Genomic DNA, 20,615 nt, shown 5'->3' with positions numbered 1-20,615 from the left:
CGGAAACACTGTTTATTAATGAATATAAATAAATTGTCGTGCAATATCATCTGTACGTAATGCATCCATTGTTTTGCATAATTCATAATAAGGTTCATTATCCAAGGATATCATTACACAATCACTGCCACAAGCATAAACCTTTTCAGCTAATCGTAAGGCAGGATCAAACTTCTGATACAATAAGATCATTTCGGCACCATGTCTTGCCAGAATGCGTGTCATGCGCTGTCCCAATGTACTATCCGCATGCGATATGACAACCGTCAATCCTTGTTTCTTCATGAATGCCACCTCCTTCATCAGCAATTCGCCATCATGATGGTTTTCTGCTTCACAGTTTACCTTTTTCTAAAAGAAAAAAGCAAGCGGCTTCACGAAAAATTAAGAAATTCATGACAATTCTCATGGATATCCGTCAATACTATACAACAATGTCAACCGTACCATCTTCATTGTATGTAAACCCTAAAGAAATTATGTTGGTTATAGGATAGCGCAGATAATTATACACTGCTATGTTTTATCCATACCCTTATCCTATCCCTTATTGAAACAACCTATAACACAACATAGCGCATATGAGAATAGTAATCGGCAACTGTTCATGAAAGCAAAGCGTAGTTTTGTTTTCACCTTTGCGCCTTCATCGTCTTTTGTTGTATCCTATTTGTAAGCTTTTGATATACAAAAAGGCATGTACATAGAAACAAGAAGAAGGCAAACACCGCCATGATATAGTTTTTTCTTTCATAAAACAAATAGCTAAAACCACCAAGGGCAAAGGGCGCAAAGATATAAAACAGGAATAGATCCACATAATAAAATGCATAAGCCAACAAGCATATTAACGTAGGATACTGATTAGAATGTGCTATTTGATATAGTTTTTCTGCTATATTTCCTGTAACAAGATCTTTGATTCGACTTTTTTTCATGCTCCTGCCTCCTTATCATTTTCTTCTATACGTCGTTTTAATGCGGTTAGGAATGGTTGATAATCAACTTTCGTAAAATCGCTGACATCAAATTCATGCAGCTCACCTAGCGCAAAAGCATTGTACTGACGTTCTTCGATTATGGCTTTAAACGCTTCTTTGGTGATCAGATCATCAGCCAAACGATGATCCTGTAATGTATCCTGATATCGATAATGCGTCATGATATGACACAAATGAATATCAGAATGCAAATCGCGGTCTCTTCGTCGCTGCCACAATATTTCAAAATCAGCGATTAACCGTATTGTGATTACTTGATAACCATATAATTCACTCAAGGCCTGTAAGCATGGTTTTTGTTTATCACTGAATGGATATTCACTTACGATTATTTGTTTGCCAGCTTCCATATACGTATCTAAGACACGATAATAAAATCGCCATACTCTTTTTTCTAAAGCTTTTTTTTCTTCCTTTGAATGAAACCCTATCGCATCAGCCAGCATTTCCTTACCTTCGTCCGGTGTAATCGTAAATACCGTAGGAAACATGGTTTTTATTTCCCGAATAAGATAGCTTTTCCCTGTTGCCGGACAGCCGGCAATCAAAATCAAATACTTTTTCATATCATTTGCTTTGCAATGGACGATATAGATTCATGAATAATCCCGCCTTATGCTTCACTATTTCCTTGACTGCCATGTTTGCCGGTATGATGTTATGACGCAAAGATTTGTTTACTTCCGTTTCTTGAAATTTTTCCTTAGCAACACGTGTCCAATTCACAAGCAATTCAGTTCCGACATTAAACTTACGGATTCCATTATCAATCAATTCCTGATAATCTTCTTCTTTCACACCGGTTCCCCCATGAAGAACAAGCGGAATATCGACTGCCGCATGAATCTTCTTCAATAAAGGTATATTCACTTCTGTTTTTGATTGATATTGCCCATGATTGGTACCGATGGCTATCGCCAAAGCATCAACATTTGTTTCCTTAACAAAGATAGCTGCATCTTGTGGCCGTGTATACTTTTTATCATCCTCACTGACACAAATGCCCTCTTCTGTACCGCCAATGGTTCCAAGTTCACCTTCCACAGATGCACCATGGGCATGAGCATACGCAACGACCATTTTCGTTTTCGCAATATTTTCTTTAAATGGCAGTGCCGAACCATCAAACATTACACTGGAGAAGCCTGCATCAATCGCCGCTTTAATTTCATCAAAATCCTTGGCATGATCCAGATGCAAACATACATCTACCATTTCATCCTCGGCCATTTCTTTCGCTACCGTTACCATCACTTTATATCCGATATATTTTGCCGTAGCAATGCTTGTTTGAATGATAATGGGAACGCCTAATTCTTTCGCTGCGCGGATCATCTCCGGCATCATTTCCAGATTATGTGTATTAAAAGCACCAATGGTCATATTTAACTGTGTTGCTGTCTGTGTTACTTCTTTTAACGTTTTATACATAATGCTCCTTCCTTTTCCCCTCGTATGAATTGGCGCTTGTTTTACCCCTTACAATAACAAGCGCCAAAGTTATTTTATAAGGGAGAAATGATCTGTTCGATTGTTTCGGCAATGCTGTGTATATAAAACAGATGCAAAGCCTCAGCAAGCATTAATTCATCTGTGTTCACAGGAATCCATACATCAGCTAGCTCCTTTAATTTCCCACCGTTTTTACCTGTAAAAACGACTGTTTTCATCTGTTTCTCTTTTGCTTTATTGACAGCAAGCAGAATATTTTGTGAATTACCGCTGCCACTAAAAGCCCATAACACATCCTTTGGTTTTCCTAAAGCAACTACCTGTTTCGCAAATACTTGATCATAACCAAAATCATTTGATAATGCCGTTAGCACGGAAATATCAGCGGTTAATGCAATTGCCGGATATCCATCACGCTCCCAGTTTTTCATATGTCCTATAAAATCGTTGGTAATATGAGATGCTGTAGAAGCACTGCCGCCATTTCCACATAGTAATAGCTTATTCCCTTGCAAGAAAGCCTCAGCTGTCAGACGTGCACATTGTTCTGCTGGTTCATAATATTCTCTTCCTGCTGTATTCACACTTTCTTTTAATCGTTCAAAATTGGTTGCAAATATTGTTTTTTCCATAATCTTATCCTTTCCTTACACTATGGTTATGCTAATCCAAACATTTTACCAATTGAGTAAATCAATAAGCCGATGATGGAGAAGTCTGTATCTGCGAAGGTCGTACCTGAGAATCCCAAAGATCCGAAAACCGGGAAGAGCATAGAACAAAGAATGTTATTCAAGATACCGGCAATTAAGGCACCAAAGAAAGCTCCGCGTTTTCCACCAGTCGCATTACCGAATACAGCTGCTGTACCACCCATAAAGAAGCTATGTAATAAAGTAGGAACAATGACGGTCATGCCCAATTGCAAGAAGATAAAGAAAGCAATCAGCTGACCAATTGTATAAGCGAAGAAACCAACTAAGACCGCATTTGGTGCAAAGGTAAAGACGGTTGGACAATCCAAAGCAGGAATAGCATCCGGAACAATTTTTTCGGCAATCCCTTTAAAAGCCGGAACAAGTTCCGCTAAGATCATACGCACACCGGTAAGAATAACCGTAACCCCGGCACTGAAGGTGAAGCCTTGAATAAAGGCCCAAACGACCATGTTGGTATCCCCGGCATACTTCGCTACAAATGGGGCGCCGGCAAAAATACAAGAGATAACAGTTACTAAGAATACACCAATGCCCATTAACAAGACAGGTTCACGGAAGAAACTCATCCATTTTGGGAACTCTAGTTTTTCTGTTGAAGTTGTTTCAGGGTCCCCACCGAGAAGTTTACCTGCAAATCCTGCTACGACATAGCTGGTTGTTGCCCAATGTCCCATAGCAATCGTATCTCCCCCGGTAACCTTACGCATAAATGGCATAGAAATGGCTGGCGTTATGACACTTAAGACACCGACGATAATGGTACCGATTACGACAACAACAACCGGCTCTAATCCTAAGGCGCTCAACATAACGGAAGTCAATGCACCCATGAAAATCGTATGATGGCCACTTAAGAAAATATATTTAAAGCGAGTAATGCGGGCTAATATCATATTCAAGATCAAACCGAAGAAGGCGATTAATGCCATTTGGGTACCAAATTGTTCTGCCGCAATCGCGCTGATTGCCTCATTGACAGGAATGACCCCTTGAATGTGAAAGGCTTCCATCATAATTTCATTTAATGGATTTAACATACCAGTAATAATCGTGCCACCCTGTGACATTACCAGAAAGCCCAGAAATGTTTTAAGTGTACCGGTCATGACACGTTCAAATGGTGCTTTTTGCGCAATCAAACCGATAAAGCTCATTAATGCTACCAAAACCGCCGCTTGTGAAATCAGCGAAGTCAGAATATTCATCATTAAGTCCATACAAATCCTCCTCATCCCTTATTTTCGGGTTTTTGACTTATCTGAAAACAACTACGCACAATGGTAATTGTTTTGTTGAAGATAATGCAATCATCATCTTACTATTTTGATGATACCATTTGTTTTATACTCTTATACGAGTTACAACACTCCCCCATGATTACGAATGTATATGCATATACGTTGCTTTTTTTGTTATTGTGCAGACAATATCTTTTGCAGCTGTTCCTTGATATAATTCGCATCCGTATAATTGACAACTTCAATCATGGCTACTCCCATATCACTCAGCTGTTCACAGAAGCTGTGCGAAGATACGATAATGTCGGCCTGTGATCCTCTGGCAGTCGAGGTATCTACCACCTCAACCTCGACATCTTTCATATGTAATTGTTTTAATGCGGTTTCCACCGTCATTCTCAGAATAAGACTGCTGCCTAATCCCATGGCACAAACACATGCTATTTTCATTCTTCATCCTTCTTTCCTTATCATGAATTAAATATCGTCAGTACTTCTTCTACCGTCTTGGCATGTTTTACCCTTTGTACACATGTCTCATCTGACAATATTTGCGAAACCTTTTTTAATAATTCAATATGCGAATTATTATCTGTCGCTGCCAGACAGATAACCAGCTTGACCGGATTATTTAAAGAATCCATAAATGCCACTTCATTGGCTAGCGTCACCACACTGATATCTACCTGATGGACACCGGAAGAACAGCTTGCATGGGGCATGGCAACACCTGGTGCTAATACAAAATAAGGTCCATATTCCTGCATATTTTCGATAATGGCATCAATATAACAGGATTCTATCGATCCTACATCAACCAGCAACTGGCCACTAACTCTAACTGCCTCCTTCCAATCCTTTACCCTGACCTGCAATGCTACTCTTTCTTTATTCAATAAACGCAAATCTAACACCCCGTTTCTTTCCCTGTTATGTTTTTGTTCACCCATCTGTATCAACATTCAACTGCATATCCGCAATAAACTGTTCATAATTTTGATGCTTAATCAGTTTATTCACACCGGCGTTTAAGATCAGATTGTGATATAACGTTTTAAATACACGCTCCCATATCTGATACTTCTTCTTTGGAATATTTAACAGAAAGATTACTTGTACCTTCTGCTTATCCCAAAGAATTGGTTTCTTTAAGACCATGATGGATACCGCAAAGCGTTCAATATCATTCAGCATGGCATGTGGTATAGCAATCAATCCCCCCATTTCCGTTGTGGAGATCTCTTCCCGCTTAAAAATGGAAGCTTTTACTGCTTCATCGATATACCCCTTCTTCATCATGGCATTTGCCATAAACTCAATGACTTCATACTTGTCATGCAGTTGCTGTTTGGTAAAGAATAGTTCTTTTCTAAAGATGGTCGTATAATCGATTGCTTCCGCCTCGCTATCCTTTTGAATGACTTGTGAGATCATCTTAAAATCATCTTCATCCGGAAATAAACCGATCTTAATGATTTTATTGCTGTGCAGATTGCTTAGATCAACCGTCGTCAAAATGAGATCAACGGCATTTAATAAGGCTTCATCTACCTGTTGTGCAGGACTGGTTCTGACGATTTCCAACACATCACCAAATTTACGGATTAATTTTTCCTTAAGCAGCAACGCCATCGCAACACCGGCAATACAGACAAGAGCCACTTTGATGCGTGGATGAGATTGCTGAGGTTGTACATCGTTATGAAATCCTTTGCGCTCTAAAGATGCCCCAAAATGAATGGTCAGAAAGCCGATTTCTGCTTCTCTTAGTAACAATGCATAACTTTTTTCAATCGTTCTGCCTGCGATAGTGGCAAGCTCAAATGCTAACGGATAAGAATTTTTCAAAATATCGATGAATTCATTGCGAATATTCATATCAAAATGAACTCTTTGCATCGCCGTATTCAAATGCATTGCCAATCCATTAATCAGCTGTAAATCATCTGCCAAATCAATGTGCATGGTTTCTTTAATTTCTTCCAGAATATGAATGACGATATCCTTATACTGATAATCATCATCGACATTCTCAATAAAGAACTTCTGACTGGCGATGAGATGCTGGCTCAGATAGAAAATTTCATTCATTAGGGAGATACCTAATTCTTTACTGATGTTTGTGATGATCGCATAAGCACATTGATATTCCTTTGAACTTTTCAGCATCTGTATATCCTCATGGTTGTACATGACATGCTGTTTTCCCTTACTGCGTTTCAGCATAATCAATGTATGGATATTTAAATTTTTAAAAGCAATATCCGTTAACTTTAAATCATATTGAATGATGGCATTGGTTAAAATATTTTTAATAATTTCAATATCGCGATGATCAAAGATATCCTCATAAAAAGCTTGGGAATATTGAATGACATTGCTCTTTGCATTAAAGACATATTGTGAAATGCAAAAGCGTATCTTGGCTTCATCTCCAACGATATGTAAACCATCCTGTTTCGTATTACTGATCTTTAATCCATATTCCTTTAAGATTGTTTTGATTATCTGTAAATCTTTATGCAAGGTAGAATCACTGATAAAAAGCTGTTCTTCCAACATGTCTGTGGTAAGCAGATCTTTTTCCTTCAAAGAATGAATCAACAGCTGTGATGTAATGTACCAGATACGTTCATCCGCATTGGAAGGTACAATGTTTTTTAATGGACGAAAGCGTTCCGCAGCTTTTATTTCTTCTAGGAAGTTTTGAAACTTTTGGTTATCATTGATTTTAAGAAAATAGCCGATGCCTATTTCTGATACGATTTCTGCATCATATTGAACAAGCAGAGTGTTAAGTTCTTTAATATCATTGCGGATCGTTCGGCTGGATACACCAACGCTCAAGGCAATCTTATCGCCATTGGCAATATCTTTATGATCAAGAAAATAATACAGAATCGCAATCCATCGTTTGTTATAATTTTCCATTCGTACCTCCTTCGATGTTAGTATATAAAAATACCAAAGAATATAATAGGTATCCTTTTTCCACTTAAAAAGGAAAAACAGAAAACAGATGTTGAAGCAGATGCCGAAGTTTGGTATAAACTGGAAGTTAAACCATCCACCTGTTCCATATCCATTATTTCTGTATTGTTTTATCATAGCATTTTCTTTATTATCATAAAACGAGGTTTATCATTCTAAAAACTGATAAACTTTACATTATAAATATCATTATTCAAGCCGCGTACATCCAGTACACAAGCATATCGATGCAACTTATGTATAAAACCATTCGATAATGAATTCCAGTATGCAAATAGTCCAAATATCTTTTTAAACCTATAAAAAAACATTATGTAATTTATTAAAGCAGCAAATAGTCAATTAAGTTTCTTACATACAACCATCATTCAGTCTATGCAATAACGATCATGACATTTCCTCTTTACCATGATAAAACCATAAAAAAAGCAATACACAGGACGTTTGCTGTTTCTGATACGCATCATAAAAGGAAGAATACCAAAGCAGTATCCTTCCTTTTGATGCTATTTGAAAAAACAAGTGCTTGATCCGTTCATTGCATATGGTTATAAAAGGATGACATTATGAAGAAAGATTACAATCCGCCAATTCATCAGAAGCCGTCTGCAATTTCATTTGCAACAGCAGTTCATAACGGGTAATGGCATCCATGAGAGAAGTGATGCGACAATTTAGGCGGAAAAGTTGTGAGGCAGTAGCATCTTCCATCTGTATAATTTTCTGCATCTTACTGCCTTCTGCCTGGATGAGATTTGCTAATGCGGCTTCCTGTAAGGCAATGGAATCCATAATATCAATCCAAGCCTGACAGCGTGGTGTTGCAATCGGTGTCGTGATCGTTGCTGTATTATTTTCAAGATTGGGATCCGGTGTCTGGGCACTTACGCGTGCCGTGTTGGTTAGTGGTGCAGTTACATCATTCGCAACTGTTGCCCGTAACAGAAGTGTTCTTGTCTCATTCACATTTAGATTTCCTAAAGATAAACTTCCACCCCATGGCTGAAAACTATTACCGCCATCCAACGAAACTTGTGCATTGTTAAGACCTGCAGCCAATTCATCACTCACCACCACATCCTCTGCGATCGATGGGCCTGCATTCGCAATGGTTAGCGTATAGGTGAGTGGTTCATTGGGCTGGGCATTCGTTGGTGAAACGCGTTTTGTAATGGATACATCTGCTAACGTTCCCACAACCGTTACCGCTACTTCATTGGAAGTTACTTCAAATTCCTGTGGAATTCCACCTTCTACCGGTGTATAAGAATATCGCATATCGGCATGATTTAAGGTAGGATTTGTTGCAGGTATGGCATCTGCACGTACCGTAAAGGTCACTACTACACTGCTGTGAGGAGCCACATTCGGTAAAGCAAAGCCTGTATTCGGCTGCAACGTAGGTTGCGAAATACCATTCACAATGACACTACCAGGCACAAAGCTGAGCCCTTGTGGAATCAGATCTTGGAAGAAGACATCGGTTAAGGGATTATCACAAGTATTTTCTAATGTTACCGTATATTCAAAAGTCTCTTGTAAATATACGGTCGAGGTACTAGCGGTTTTTACCGGAATAAATTCACGAATGAGTATTTCATGCAAAGCAATATCATCTATAGCATAGTCATTACCGATAACTTCAGGCCCTTCACTGAGAAATTCGACAGTTAACGTTGTATTGTTTTGGGAATTGATCACACTGCCGATTTCCTTCCACTCCGGTGCATTTGTATTTACCGGAATTAAAGCGCCAAGGGTAGCACTATATAGGACAGCACCATTTTGATCAAGTATTTCCACACCTAATTCTGGATTAGGATATCCCGTAACACGAAACAGATTTAAGATCCAAGAACTAAAAAGATAATTCGTATTTGGTGTGACATTTACGGTTTCGCGAAAGAAAATAGCCCCCGGATTAAACCCATTTACGATCATCATTCGTCCAGTTTCATTGCCAGAGGTATGATCCGCAATTCTCCACCAAGCGCCGATTTCTGCACTCCTTGAATTATTCATAATATTTTGTACGGTATATTCCCCATCTAGCGGTGTAAAGGTTTCAGGATTTGGCAATACATAGGTGAAATCAGGTGACACCCCGGGATATGGCTCTGTTGGAGCACCTGTATTCGCAGGTGTACCCGCTGGGAAAGTCCCAAAGGTTCCTTCATCTGCAGCATGAATTAAGTTTTCCCCGGAAATAATGGCACATTGATCTAGAATTGCTTCAATTGGTGTATAAATAACCGGACCATTGAAGAAATTCTGATTTCCGATATCTGCTTGATTCACCGTAATGAAAAGAGTATCCGGCGTTAAAGAATCAATATTGGTCGCTCCTGTAGGCGGATTGAGTACGGCACTTATCGGTGGATTCGCACCTGTTGGAATACTCCCTACACTGGCATTGGTAAAATCGGCAGGTGATGTTACCCCACCATTTGTTCCATAAGACTCGACGATACGATAACTGCCATTTGGCACATTGATAAAGCTATAATTTCCATTGGCATCTGTTAAGACGGTTAGTCTTGCCCCTGTCGCAACATTTTGTAAAACGATAGGGATATTGGCTATACCACTGTCTCCAGTATTAACACTGAGACTGCGATCACGATCAAAGATGACTCTTCCTGAAACTGTTGCCACTAGCTATCCACCTCTTCTTCTTCGTTAATGTTACATTCCTGGTTGCTTAGCTCTAATTTGGCCTGTAAGACGGTTTCTAAACGTGCTGCGGCATTGATCATATGCTCAACGGATTGATTCAGCTGTAAAAGCTGTTGTGTACTCACAGTATCCATATTGATGATTGCCTGCATTTTTTCCGATTCGGCATTTACGATGTGCGAAAGAGCTCGTTCCTGCATCGCAATGGATTCGATAAGATCCGTCATCACCTGTTCCTGTGTACGGTTTCCCGGGGTGATCGTCGGCATTCCCATATGCATTCCTCCCTCTTTTTATTTGCATTTACTTACATAGTTTATTCTATGTATGAACAAGCGGAAATGTGCACATGAATACGCATGTTTTAAAAATCATCATCATACACTACAAAAAGAACTACCATGGAGGTGATGAATATGGAATATACACTGCAGCTTACGGATGAAATCGCATTACAAAAAGATGACCTTGCCACTTATGAAGGAGCCGCCTTTACCGGTGAAGAGTATTATCTGACAGTTCCTTTAGAACACAGCATCCATATTTATGGGGCAGATTTTACATTTTTTACGTCATGCACATGTCCACATGCTTATGCGGCGATTTGCTATGATTCCATAAATTATTGTTTTTGGGTGAGTGATGCCCAACAGCATAATGTAGTATACTGCTTGGACAGCGATTTAAATGAGCTTCAATGCTTTTACGTGCAGATGAACCTAACCGGCGATATTCAGCAAATCGCATATCAGGAAGAACGTGATACCTTGCTATTGTCGTATACAGATGGAATTGCAGAAATCACAAAAAACGGAGAGTTTCTGCATAAATGCCCGCTTCCCCTACCAGCCTGTCACACTGCGTTACCCTTTGCGGATGCCTTTGCACTTATTCGAATCAGCCAAAACATGTCTTTTTTTGATATCGTCTCATCGCAAGGCGATATGTTAGAAAGCTATGATCTGCCCGTAGAAGGTGTCATAAAAGATATGCTGTGGGATCATGATAAGATGGCTACAGGCTCATCCTTATGTTTCTTATTGTTGCTGCAAAAACCGGATGGCTGTGGTTTTTGTCGTTGTATCTTAAAGCCCTGCACCTGTAAGCAACCGTGCTGTTGCGAAATGGATTGTAAAACCGATTGCATATGTAAACTATTATCATCCATTGCCTGTATGGAGGCAGCCCTTTCTCATATTCTCAATGCAGAGGGTGAAAAACTACAGCGAGCCATAGCATTATCCGATTCTATTTGTGAGTTACTGGAAGTAAATCGCTCTATCATCCAGACCATTACCAATGTTACGATGTTGGAACAGGTACTATATGCCAAATTAACAGCGATACAAGAACGACAAAATGATGTATCGTGTGAATAGAAAAGGAAGGGATGCTTTTTCAGAATCTGTTTCAGAACCCCCTTCCTTTGTAATGAACAGGTTCTTCCTTAATCCAACAAATCAATCAAGGAAAAAACCATTGTATAATAAAGGAAAAGGGTTCACGTTAAGAAAGCTTCTTTCTACAGTACTATAATACTGTAAAAGAAGCTTTTTTAGGATATTTTACTAACATGATTACTAAAAGATATGGCTTATGCACTATTCACTGCGCAAAGCTTCCACCGGATCTTTACGAGCTGCTGCTGATGCCGGGAACAAGCCTGCAATATAAGTCAATACCATACTGATAATGACTAAAATGATAGCACCAGAAATCGGCAATTGGGCAATATTTTCAATTGCAAATTCCTTTTCTACAATGATATTCGCCGGAATACATAATAAGGCTGTTACGAAAACGCCCAACATTCCTGCGGCAAAACCGACAATCAAAGTTTCCGCATTAAAGACACTGCGGATATTGTGCTTGCTGGCACCAAGTGCACGCAAAATACCAATTTCTTTCTTACGTTCAATAACCGAAATGTACGTAATGACTCCAATCATAATACTTGATACAATTAAGGAAATAGCTACAAAGGCAATTAATGCTGCACTAATCGTATTCACGATATCGGTCACGGAAGTCATCATCGTCCCTACCAGATCCGTATAATGAATCGGATCTTTTCCTTGTTTCTTTAAATCGGCATTATAACGATCAAGAAAATTCAGAATATTTTGTTTGGATTGAAAGTTCAAAGGATAAATATTTACCTGCTGTGGTGTATTCACATCCGCATAACCTAATGCCGTCATATTACGTTCATATGTCGTTACCACCGGATTCATCAGCGTATTTAAGAAATTCATCAATTCCTCTTCACTCATATTCATCTGGAAAGCATCTTGAAACGCTGTTGTATCTATCTGAATGCTGTTTTTCAGCTGTGCCGGCAACTGTGCCATAAGCTGTTGCATAACTTGCTGCGATTGTCGCTGTATTTGTTTTTCAACGAGTGTGCTCATTTGTTTGACATACGTCTGCATAACACCTTCCATCTGTGTCTGCAAAGCTTTGCTTAGCTGTTTCGATAATTTCGTCGTATCAATGGCACTTCCCAATTGCTGCCCAATCTGTGCCTGCACTTCTGGTTTTGCCAGATACGTGTTGAGATCTTGTGACATCTGGGTAGGATCACTTACACCATTTTTTAATTCTTCCGAAATGAAATTCATCATAAGGGAAGAAAAGATTGTCGAGAGCTGATCGGTTGGTATCTGGACCTGACTGGCAACAGAAGCAAACACCTCTTCCATATTGGCGTTCACTTTAGGAAGCTCATCGTTCGGTATTTCAAATTTATCGACCTTAACTTTTATTTTACTCATATCAAAGGCAGAAGTATCCATTTTGAAAGCATTCTGAATCTTTTGTTCATCAATGGAAACAACATCCGCAAATTCCAACTTCGGCTGCTGATCATTGTTTTCTTGTTGAAAAGATTTCCCTGTAAACACATTAATCGTCGGATTTTTTAATTGTTCCTGGACAATTTTTTGCTTTTCGGCTTCCTTCATTAAATAGCTTGTCAGCTTTGGTGAATAATTAATGCCTGAGGATAAAGAGGAGATAGCCGCATCCGATTCAGGTTTGACAATGCCGACAATTTTCAATTCCACGCCATTCGCTATGATTTTTTTCATATACTTCTTATTTTTTGATTCATCATTCCATATCTTATGTTTTTCATCATAACGATATTTATCCGCAGGCAGAATGACCTTGAATTTAGGAGACAATAACGTCTCATAAGAATGTTTCGTTACTGTCTTTTCCTTTTCCACTTTTACTTTCTTACCATTTTGTGAATCTTCCAATAAATTACGTAATTCTTCACGGTCGTTGATTCCCATGGAATATAAAACAAAATCCGATACTTTGCCACTGGAGGACAAGACTAGCACCATTTCATCATATTCCTTCGCCCAACGCCCTGCTACTACCTCATATTGATTTTCATACATCTTGGTTTCTTGTGGTAATTCATGAAAGGCATTCATGCTGGTGAAATTTCCCATTCCCATCATGGCACTCATATTTTGTGCCGGATCATTTGTGGTGTTAAATAACGAATCCGGATTCACTTGTTCAATCGTTTTATCCGTATCCTTTAAATAAATCTGTGGTGTGATATTGTAGGTATATTGTATCGTATTAACATAAGGTGAGATTGCTGTTTCATGTGTTTCCAGATATGTTTTTAATGCTGTCATATCGTTTTGTTTTTGATAAGAAAACATATCTTTGATCATGCTGATTTCACTAACGCCTTGCTCATCCTTCTTATCTTTTACTTGCGTACTCTGTCCATGTTCACTCATCATACTGGTAAGATCAATACCACTTTGCTGAATCGTCAATGGATACAGGCTTAACGTTTCCCGCTCTACATCTTCTATATACAAATTGATACCATTCGCTAACGATAAGATTGCCGCGATACCGATGATACCGATGGAACCGGCCAAAGCGGTAATAAACGTACGTGCTTTCTTGGTCATCAGATTACTGAAAGACAACGATATGGCGGTACGTAAAGACATCTTAGCTTTTCTTATCGTGCGTTGCACTACCCCTTCTTGCTCATCCAACGCAAATGGATGACTGTCCGCGGTAATTTTCCCATCCTGCAGCTGTACGATACGGTTTGCATACTGATGTGCAAGTTCTGGATTATGTGTTACCATAATGACCAATCGATCTTTGGCAATATTCGTCAATAGATCCATGACCTGAATACTTGTTTTGGTATCCAGTGCCCCGGTTGGTTCATCCGCTAACAAGATTTCCGGATTATTGATCAAAGCTCTGGCAATCGCAACACGCTGCATCTGACCGCCGCTTAATTGATTTGGCTTTTTGTGTATATGCTCTTTTAATCCAACTTCTGTTAAAGCCGCAATTGCTCTTTCTTTGCGCTGAGCCGCCGGTATACCACTTAATGTCAAGGCTAGCTCTACATTGGAGAGAATCGTTTGGTGAGGTATTAAATTATAACTTTGAAAAACAAAACCGATACGATTATTACGATACGTATCCCAATCTCGTGAGGTGTATTTTTTGGTGGAAATCCCTTCAATGACAAGATCACCACTGTCATAATGATCTAAACCACCGATAATATTCAGCATCGTTGTCTTACCTGAGCCCGATGGTCCAAGAATTGCCGCAAACTCATTGCTGCGGAAATTAATGGATACCCCATCCAATGCTTTTTGTTCAAAGTTACCAGTCTTATAAGTTTTACGTATTGTATCCAGTCTTAACACTTGCATACCTCCTTGTCTTATTGTAAGCATGGTTTTCATGCCTTATGCATCTATTCTTAAGATAATCATAAAAGATGCTGTTATCAAATGGAGAAGATTATTTGAAAAACAGATAATAATTGATATGCTGTATACAAGAATACAGAGGAATCCTTTTTTATGAGCAACCATTTCTTATATCATTTCATGATGCATAGGTTACAAGATAGATTATACCATATTTTATAACCTAACAAAAAGTAATTCCCCTCAAGATATGTAGTCGGCAACAAGCGAAACCGATTTGGAGCAACACTGTATCAATACTTTACAGAAATTAAGAACTGCGTGTTTCATTAAGCTTTGGATATAAGAAATGGTAATATCCAAAGTGCTTTTTAATAAAAGAAGCGGAAATAACTTAAAAAAGCATCTTATAATGGGTATTACAAGATGCCAGTGCGAATCTTACTATCGTCAGGGTTTCATAGATTCTTATGTTATGCTATGACTACATATAAAAAATCTGATCCTTATATTTTTCGATGAGCGCTTTATTGAACGCATCTCCGCCATCAACATTCGCCGAATGAAAAATCGGCGGTTCTATCTGTTGCTTTAATAACTTTTCTACAACTTGAATGACCAAACTGTTAATGATGGCAGCTCCCGTTATTGTAGAAGTAGGCGCTACTTTCTGCTTCATACCATCCATCAACATGCAGGAATCTTCAAAATCCCCGCAATTATCAATTACGATATCGGCGATTTGATATAAGTTTTTTCCACATGCATGACGACTTTTGACCTGTTTGGAATATGTGACATTGGTGATGGCGATTACCGCAATTCCTTTTTTCTTCGCTTCCAATGCCATATCAATGGCGATTGTATTTCTACCTGAGACAGAATGAATGATCAATACATCATGCGCTTTCATCTTACTATTATCTGCTAAGATCTTACCATATCCAGCCAAGCGTTCCATTTGCGATGTCTGAATGATCGGCCGTACATCTAGCATGACTTCTCTTGGTAAAATAGGATTTACCACTACCAGACCGCCTGTACGATAAAACATTTCCTGTGCCAAAATACCGGCATGAGATGCCCCAAAAATAAAAATGCTATGTTGTTGTTTTATCGTTTCCACAAGCAAATCACTTGCCTGCTGTACATAAACATCTTGCTCATTGGCAATTGCATGCAAAAGTTCTATCACATGCTCAATATACAATTTGCTATTTTCCATAAACAGCTCCTATAAATTACGAATGCGATAAAAATACTTATCGACTAATTGATCATTATGATCTGCACATTCCGGTTTCATAAATGCCATATGCCCATTGTAATACACATCCGGTTCCATGCCTTCTTCAACCAATAATTCAACCATCTGCACCAAAACAGCATTTTGCAAATATACTGAAGGTATCGTACTGGTAGCGCCAACCTTCATATCAAAGCCTTCAATCGCAACTGCGGCATCCCCAATCAAAGAGCAATTATCCAATACAACATCGGCAATGTCCTTTAATTTTACTCCGTCTTTATGCTTCGTTTTTAAATAATCACTATATGCACATGCTGTAATGCCAATCACCGGTATCCCCTTTTCCTTTGCTCGCAGTGCCGCATCTACCGGCGCAATATTGTTTCCGGAATTAGAAATGATGATCATACAGTCTTTAGGGGTAATACGATGGTAATCTACCATTAACTTCCCGATACCATATGTATTTTCAATGTGATAACTTTTGGTTATTTCGAAGCTGCCGGTTGCACTTTGTTCCAATAAAGCACAATAATTAGCCGGTGTAGCGGCTCTCCAAAACGCATCATCCGTAACTAAATGTGAATGACCTGTACCAAAACCATAAATAATACCGCCGTTCTTTGTTGTATTGGCAAGTATTTTCGCCGCCTGCATAATATTTTCTTCCTGTGTATCCAATACCTTTTGTACTACATCTTGCATTGTCAAAAAATAATTTTTCCAAGCCTTCATGATATCCTCCTTTTGTTCTCATGTTTTTCTCTGCATGGTTTTATGCTGCATGCAGTAAGTAACTTATAGACGACTGTTATCTAAACTTTCGATTAATTCTTGATAATCCTGATTTTTCGCATAATATGTAATGCGTGTCTTTACATCAGCCCAGTTTGATATTAAATGATACATATGATGTACCATTTCTTTATCACTTTCTGCATTCATATTCATAAAAAAGATATAACGCACATGCTGCTTTTCCCATAGCATATGATTTTTAAGACTTAAAAACGCAATAAATGGCGTATGGTAATCATAGCGGGAATGCAAACAGATGATGTCATTTCCAACTTCATTTCCTAAATGATAAATACCGTTTACCAATTTCGTAGCTTCCGCTTCCCCCCACATAGCTGCCAAGAGCTTTTCTAGCTCCTTGTACACATCTTGTTTATTTTTACACAACAACCCTTCTTGATATAAAGAAGGCAGCAAATATTTGCGGATAGAACAATTGATATCATATTCACTCTTTAATAACGATAAAATCTCATGGTAATAAAATTCTACCTTTCCCTGTATATATACAACCGGTACTTTACTGCTTGGCATAATAGGGATAGTCGTTATTACAATATCATTGTGTTGAAAAGAGAAATTTTCCAATTCTATGACATCACAAGTAACAATATCATCAATAAAGCCTTTAAAATTTTCATTCAGCGTATTCAGCGTCATGATCATTTCCGGTCTGCCATAACCACTTACTAATATTAAACGTTTCTTGATTCGGCTCTGATAACGATTTAAGGCTAGATTGAAATATAGTACCAGATACCCAAATTCATTATGGTCTATTTCAATCTGTAATTCCTCTTCAATCACATCAACAGCTTCCAACGTTAGCTCCACTGCAAATTGATAACGCCGATTATTTTCCAATAATAATGGATTCCGTAAAGTCAATTGCAGGCGAATACGCTCTGCCATGGATGGAATATGCAGCTTTAAGAATTCATATATCTCCGTATCCTTTTTGAAAGATATGGCGAAGCGCTGCTCAATACGTTTGAATACCTTTTGTAATAAAGCATCCATATAGGATAAATCAAATTTGCGGATATCTTCATTTCCCATCACTGTCTTAGATAAGATATGCATCGTTAGATAAATCGTTTCATGTTCAGGCAAAATGATATTCATCTGCTCTTCCAACATTTGCTTCAATTCTATGGCAGCTTTGTACGCTTTATGTTCTTTCATCTGCTGCATTACAGCGTCATCAAAACGAACATATTGATAAAATTTACAACGACGAAGCTCTATAACGATATGTATGACCATATTTTGAATAGAAACATCTGAGAAATGAATGTTATGTTTATTTAAAACATGCAATAGTGCCTCTCGTATATAACGTATCTCATTTTGATTATATTCACTGGAAAACATCACATTGTTTTGAACAAAGAAATCTTGCATCTTATCTTGAAAGAAAAAATCATTGATACAAATACGTTTCTGAATTTCACTTCCTTCTACGATGATTCCATTGTTGTTTGATTGAACGATGATAAGGTGATAATTATGTAATAAACGTTTCACTTCTTTAATATCCAAAGAAATCGTATTGCGGCTTACGTATAGTTCATCCGCTAGATCATCTAATTTTATCGGATAATCTAAAGATAAAAGCTTTCGGATGATATATATGGAACGTTCTTTTTGCGTATGCGGAAACTGCCGAGGCGATTCACTCTGGATACGATTCTTGATAGGTAAAAAAGCTTCTTCATTCAAGATATGCAACCGATAGCCTACACCACGTTTAATTTCTAATTCAGCACCATAGGCTGTTAATTCCATCTTTAAACCTTTTAATGTACTCTTAATGGTTCGTACACTGATATCCATTTGATCCGCCAGTTGTTTACTGGTGATATAATCTTGGGTATCCTTGAGAATACGGATGATACCTTTTAATCGCTCATTTAACAATATCATATTTCTCCTCCTGCTTTTTCCATAAATATCCTGCTGTTTGGATATTCAAAATTAAGAGTACATTATAGATACCTGTTCTTTTTCAACCAGGCATAAATGCGCAACATACCCTCTTTTAGCGTTTCTCTTGGGCAGGCAACATTCACACGCTGATATGCTCCATATGCTTTTCCAAAACCAATTCCCGGCTGTAATTCTACATGCGCTTCAAATTTCAGGCGTTCAGCAAAGTCTGCCGGTACCTGCAATGCAGAAAAATCAAGCCAAGCTAAATAGGTAGCCTGAGGAATTTCATATCTTACCAATGGCATAGTATTGGCAAGAAATTCCTTTAAGAACAGAAAGTTATCATAAATGTATGCACAGCACTCCTCCCTCCATTGATCCCCCTTTGTATATGCTGCAATCAAAGCCTCAATACCAAAAATATTGATGCTAGATAAACCGCTTGCTTTCGCTACGGATGCAAATGTTTCTTGTAACACCGCATTTTTAACAATTGCATACGATATTTTTAATCCGGCTAAATTAAACGTTTTGGTTGGTGCACCTAACAGAATCAAATTGTCATGATATGCACATCGGCATTTTAACGCACTCACATGATGTTGATTCGGCATGATGATATCCGCATGAATTTCGTCAGATACTACCCATACATTATAGCGCTTACACAGTTTCATTACATTGTTAATTTCTTCCAATGTATAACACTGCCCCGTTGGATTGTGTGGGTTGCATAAAATAAACATACGAATGGATGCATCTTTTTTCAAACATTCTTCAAAATGCTGCAAATCCATGTGCCATCCGCCTTGTCCATGTTGTAAAGGATTATAAACGACTTCTCGTTGTAAACTTTTTGGTATATTAAAGAAAGGCGGATATACCGGAGGTTGTACGATTACCTTTTCATCATGTTTTACTAACATATCAATCAACGTATAAAAACCATATACAACGCCTGTATTGAAGATGATTTCTTCTTTTCTCACCTCCACATCATGCTGTCGTTTTTCCCATTGTATGATAGCGTCATACAATTCCTTTGGAGGATCTGTATAACCATATATCGGATGCGCTGCCCGTTTTCTTATTGCTTCACTCACTTCAGGCAGACATTCAAAATCCATATCCGCAACCCATAAAGGAATCACATCTTCTTCTATTTGATAACGGCTCTTATAACGATCCCACTTGGTACAACTGCTGTTCAAACGTGATTGGGCTTTATCGAATTGATACATTTCATCACTCTCCTTTTCTTACATCCGGTTTACGATGCTTTATTTGGTATTATGCAGAATAGGATAGAAAACATCACAGAAGCTGTGATGTTTTCATACTCATAATTTATTAATCAGCTCCATTAGATCATCATCTGCATTATCTGGTACCTGTTTGCCGGTAAGTTTTACACCACGTCGTGACAATTCTTGAAAATCTTTAATTTCTTCATCTGTTACATTGATACTTTTTTTCACATTTCGCGTTCCATCACGCGCTGGAAGATTTCCAACATTGATTTCTTGAACCTCTACGCCATGATCCATCATACGCAAGATATCTTTAGGTCTGCGTACGACCAAAATGACACGCTGACCTTCATATTTACCACTTACTAAATTTTTTGTAGCTTTTTCGATATTCAATAACGATGATTTTAAACCTGCCGGAACAACTAAACGTAACGCTGCTTTTTGAACATCATTTTCATACATGACATCATTCGCCACCATGATTCTTGTCGCGTTTACAGCATTACACCAATATACCGCTACCTGACCGTGAATCAAACGATCATCAATACGAACATGTACCAAACCTTTTGTCATAACACTACC

At 38.3% G+C, this 20,615-nt stretch carries 18 protein-coding genes; 1 reads left to right on the top strand and 17 read right to left on the bottom strand.

Annotated elements, in window-relative coordinates:
* Positions 1-15: 15 nt before the first annotated feature.
* The 11 genes from KJS44_RS03830 to KJS44_RS03780 all read right to left on the bottom strand — a co-directional run bounded on the left by KJS44_RS03830 (position 16) and on the right by KJS44_RS03780 (position 10,352).
* Positions 16-285, bottom strand: coding sequence for a short-chain dehydrogenase (locus KJS44_RS03830; protein WP_008689523.1), 270 nt, complete (start codon positions 283-285; stop codon positions 16-18).
* A 347-nt stretch (positions 286-632) separates the two neighbouring features.
* Positions 633-938 carry a hypothetical protein gene (locus KJS44_RS03825; RefSeq protein WP_008689526.1) on the bottom strand — a complete coding sequence of 102 codons (306 nt, stop codon included), beginning with the start codon at positions 936-938 and terminating at the stop codon, positions 633-635.
* A complete protein-coding gene (locus KJS44_RS03820; RefSeq protein WP_008689528.1) occupies positions 935-1,567 on the bottom strand; it encodes an AAA family ATPase in 633 nt (210 codons plus the stop codon). Before KJS44_RS03820 ends, KJS44_RS03825 begins: the two co-directional genes overlap by 4 nt.
* Before the next feature lies 1 nt (position 1,568).
* The gene (locus KJS44_RS03815) at positions 1,569-2,432 is read right to left on the bottom strand and encodes a class II fructose-bisphosphate aldolase (protein ID WP_008689530.1); all 864 of its coding nucleotides are present in this window, start codon (positions 2,430-2,432) and stop codon (positions 1,569-1,571) included.
* Between the two features lie 74 nt (positions 2,433-2,506).
* Positions 2,507-3,085 carry a D-sedoheptulose-7-phosphate isomerase gene (locus KJS44_RS03810; RefSeq protein ID WP_008689532.1) on the bottom strand — a complete coding sequence of 193 codons (579 nt, stop codon included), beginning with the start codon at positions 3,083-3,085 and terminating at the stop codon, positions 2,507-2,509.
* 26 nt (positions 3,086-3,111) lie between these two features.
* Positions 3,112-4,389 carry a PTS ascorbate transporter subunit IIC gene (locus KJS44_RS03805; RefSeq protein ID WP_008689534.1) on the bottom strand — a complete coding sequence of 426 codons (1,278 nt, stop codon included), beginning with the start codon at positions 4,387-4,389 and terminating at the stop codon, positions 3,112-3,114.
* Between the two features lie 195 nt (positions 4,390-4,584).
* Positions 4,585-4,860 (bottom strand): PTS sugar transporter subunit IIB, encoded by a 276-nt coding sequence (locus tag KJS44_RS03800; protein ID WP_008689536.1) that lies wholly within the window; start codon positions 4,858-4,860, stop codon positions 4,585-4,587.
* A gap of 20 nt (positions 4,861-4,880) precedes the next feature.
* Positions 4,881-5,360 (bottom strand): PTS sugar transporter subunit IIA, encoded by a 480-nt coding sequence (locus KJS44_RS03795; RefSeq protein WP_008978698.1) that lies wholly within the window; start codon positions 5,358-5,360, stop codon positions 4,881-4,883.
* The gene (locus KJS44_RS03790; protein WP_008689540.1) at positions 5,353-7,341 is read right to left on the bottom strand and encodes a BglG family transcription antiterminator; all 1,989 of its coding nucleotides are present in this window, start codon (positions 7,339-7,341) and stop codon (positions 5,353-5,355) included. Before KJS44_RS03790 ends, KJS44_RS03795 begins: the two co-directional genes overlap by 8 nt.
* A 624-nt stretch (positions 7,342-7,965) precedes the next feature.
* Positions 7,966-10,056: a DUF11 domain-containing protein gene (locus KJS44_RS03785; RefSeq protein WP_008689542.1), complete on the bottom strand. Its 2,091-nt coding sequence runs from the start codon at positions 10,054-10,056 to the stop codon at positions 7,966-7,968.
* Positions 10,056-10,352 (bottom strand): hypothetical protein, encoded by a 297-nt coding sequence (locus KJS44_RS03780; RefSeq protein WP_008689543.1) that lies wholly within the window; start codon positions 10,350-10,352, stop codon positions 10,056-10,058. The genes KJS44_RS03785 and KJS44_RS03780 overlap by 1 nt, the downstream gene beginning before the upstream one ends.
* Positions 10,353-10,493: 141 nt before the next feature.
* On the opposite strand from KJS44_RS03780, the gene KJS44_RS03775 reads away from it, so the two are divergent.
* Positions 10,494-11,456 carry a hypothetical protein gene (locus tag KJS44_RS03775; RefSeq protein ID WP_008689546.1) on the top strand — a complete coding sequence of 321 codons (963 nt, stop codon included), beginning with the start codon at positions 10,494-10,496 and terminating at the stop codon, positions 11,454-11,456.
* A gap of 222 nt (positions 11,457-11,678) precedes the next feature.
* Here KJS44_RS03775 and KJS44_RS03770 read toward each other — a convergent pair whose 3' ends face one another.
* From KJS44_RS03770 to KJS44_RS03745, 6 genes are all read right to left on the bottom strand, one after another.
* Positions 11,679-14,792 carry an ABC transporter ATP-binding protein/permease gene (locus tag KJS44_RS03770; RefSeq protein WP_008689549.1) on the bottom strand — a complete coding sequence of 1,038 codons (3,114 nt, stop codon included), beginning with the start codon at positions 14,790-14,792 and terminating at the stop codon, positions 11,679-11,681.
* A gap of 490 nt (positions 14,793-15,282) precedes the next feature.
* Positions 15,283-16,023 (bottom strand): sugar isomerase domain-containing protein, encoded by a 741-nt coding sequence (locus KJS44_RS03765; protein ID WP_008689551.1) that lies wholly within the window; start codon positions 16,021-16,023, stop codon positions 15,283-15,285.
* A 9-nt stretch (positions 16,024-16,032) separates the two neighbouring features.
* The gene (locus KJS44_RS03760; RefSeq protein WP_008689553.1) at positions 16,033-16,782 is read right to left on the bottom strand and encodes a sugar isomerase domain-containing protein; all 750 of its coding nucleotides are present in this window, start codon (positions 16,780-16,782) and stop codon (positions 16,033-16,035) included.
* A gap of 63 nt (positions 16,783-16,845) precedes the next feature.
* A complete protein-coding gene (locus tag KJS44_RS03755; RefSeq protein WP_120136572.1) occupies positions 16,846-18,771 on the bottom strand; it encodes a BglG family transcription antiterminator in 1,926 nt (641 codons plus the stop codon).
* Between the two features lie 62 nt (positions 18,772-18,833).
* Complete coding sequence (locus KJS44_RS03750) at positions 18,834-20,018, bottom strand: MalY/PatB family protein (RefSeq protein ID WP_008689557.1); 1,185 nt, start codon at positions 20,016-20,018, stop codon at positions 18,834-18,836.
* Positions 20,019-20,117: 99 nt separating this feature from the next.
* Complete coding sequence (locus KJS44_RS03745) at positions 20,118-20,606, bottom strand: PTS system mannose/fructose/N-acetylgalactosamine-transporter subunit IIB (RefSeq protein WP_008689558.1); 489 nt, start codon at positions 20,604-20,606, stop codon at positions 20,118-20,120.
* Positions 20,607-20,615: the final 9 nt, after the last annotated feature.

The organism is Longicatena caecimuris, from assembly GCF_018406465.1.
In the GTDB taxonomy this organism is placed as follows: Bacteria; Bacillota_I; Bacilli_A; order Erysipelotrichales; family Erysipelotrichaceae; genus Longicatena; species Longicatena caecimuris.
The sequence above is the reverse complement of the archived record's forward strand: the minus strand, read 5'-3'. Positions and strand labels throughout refer to the sequence as shown.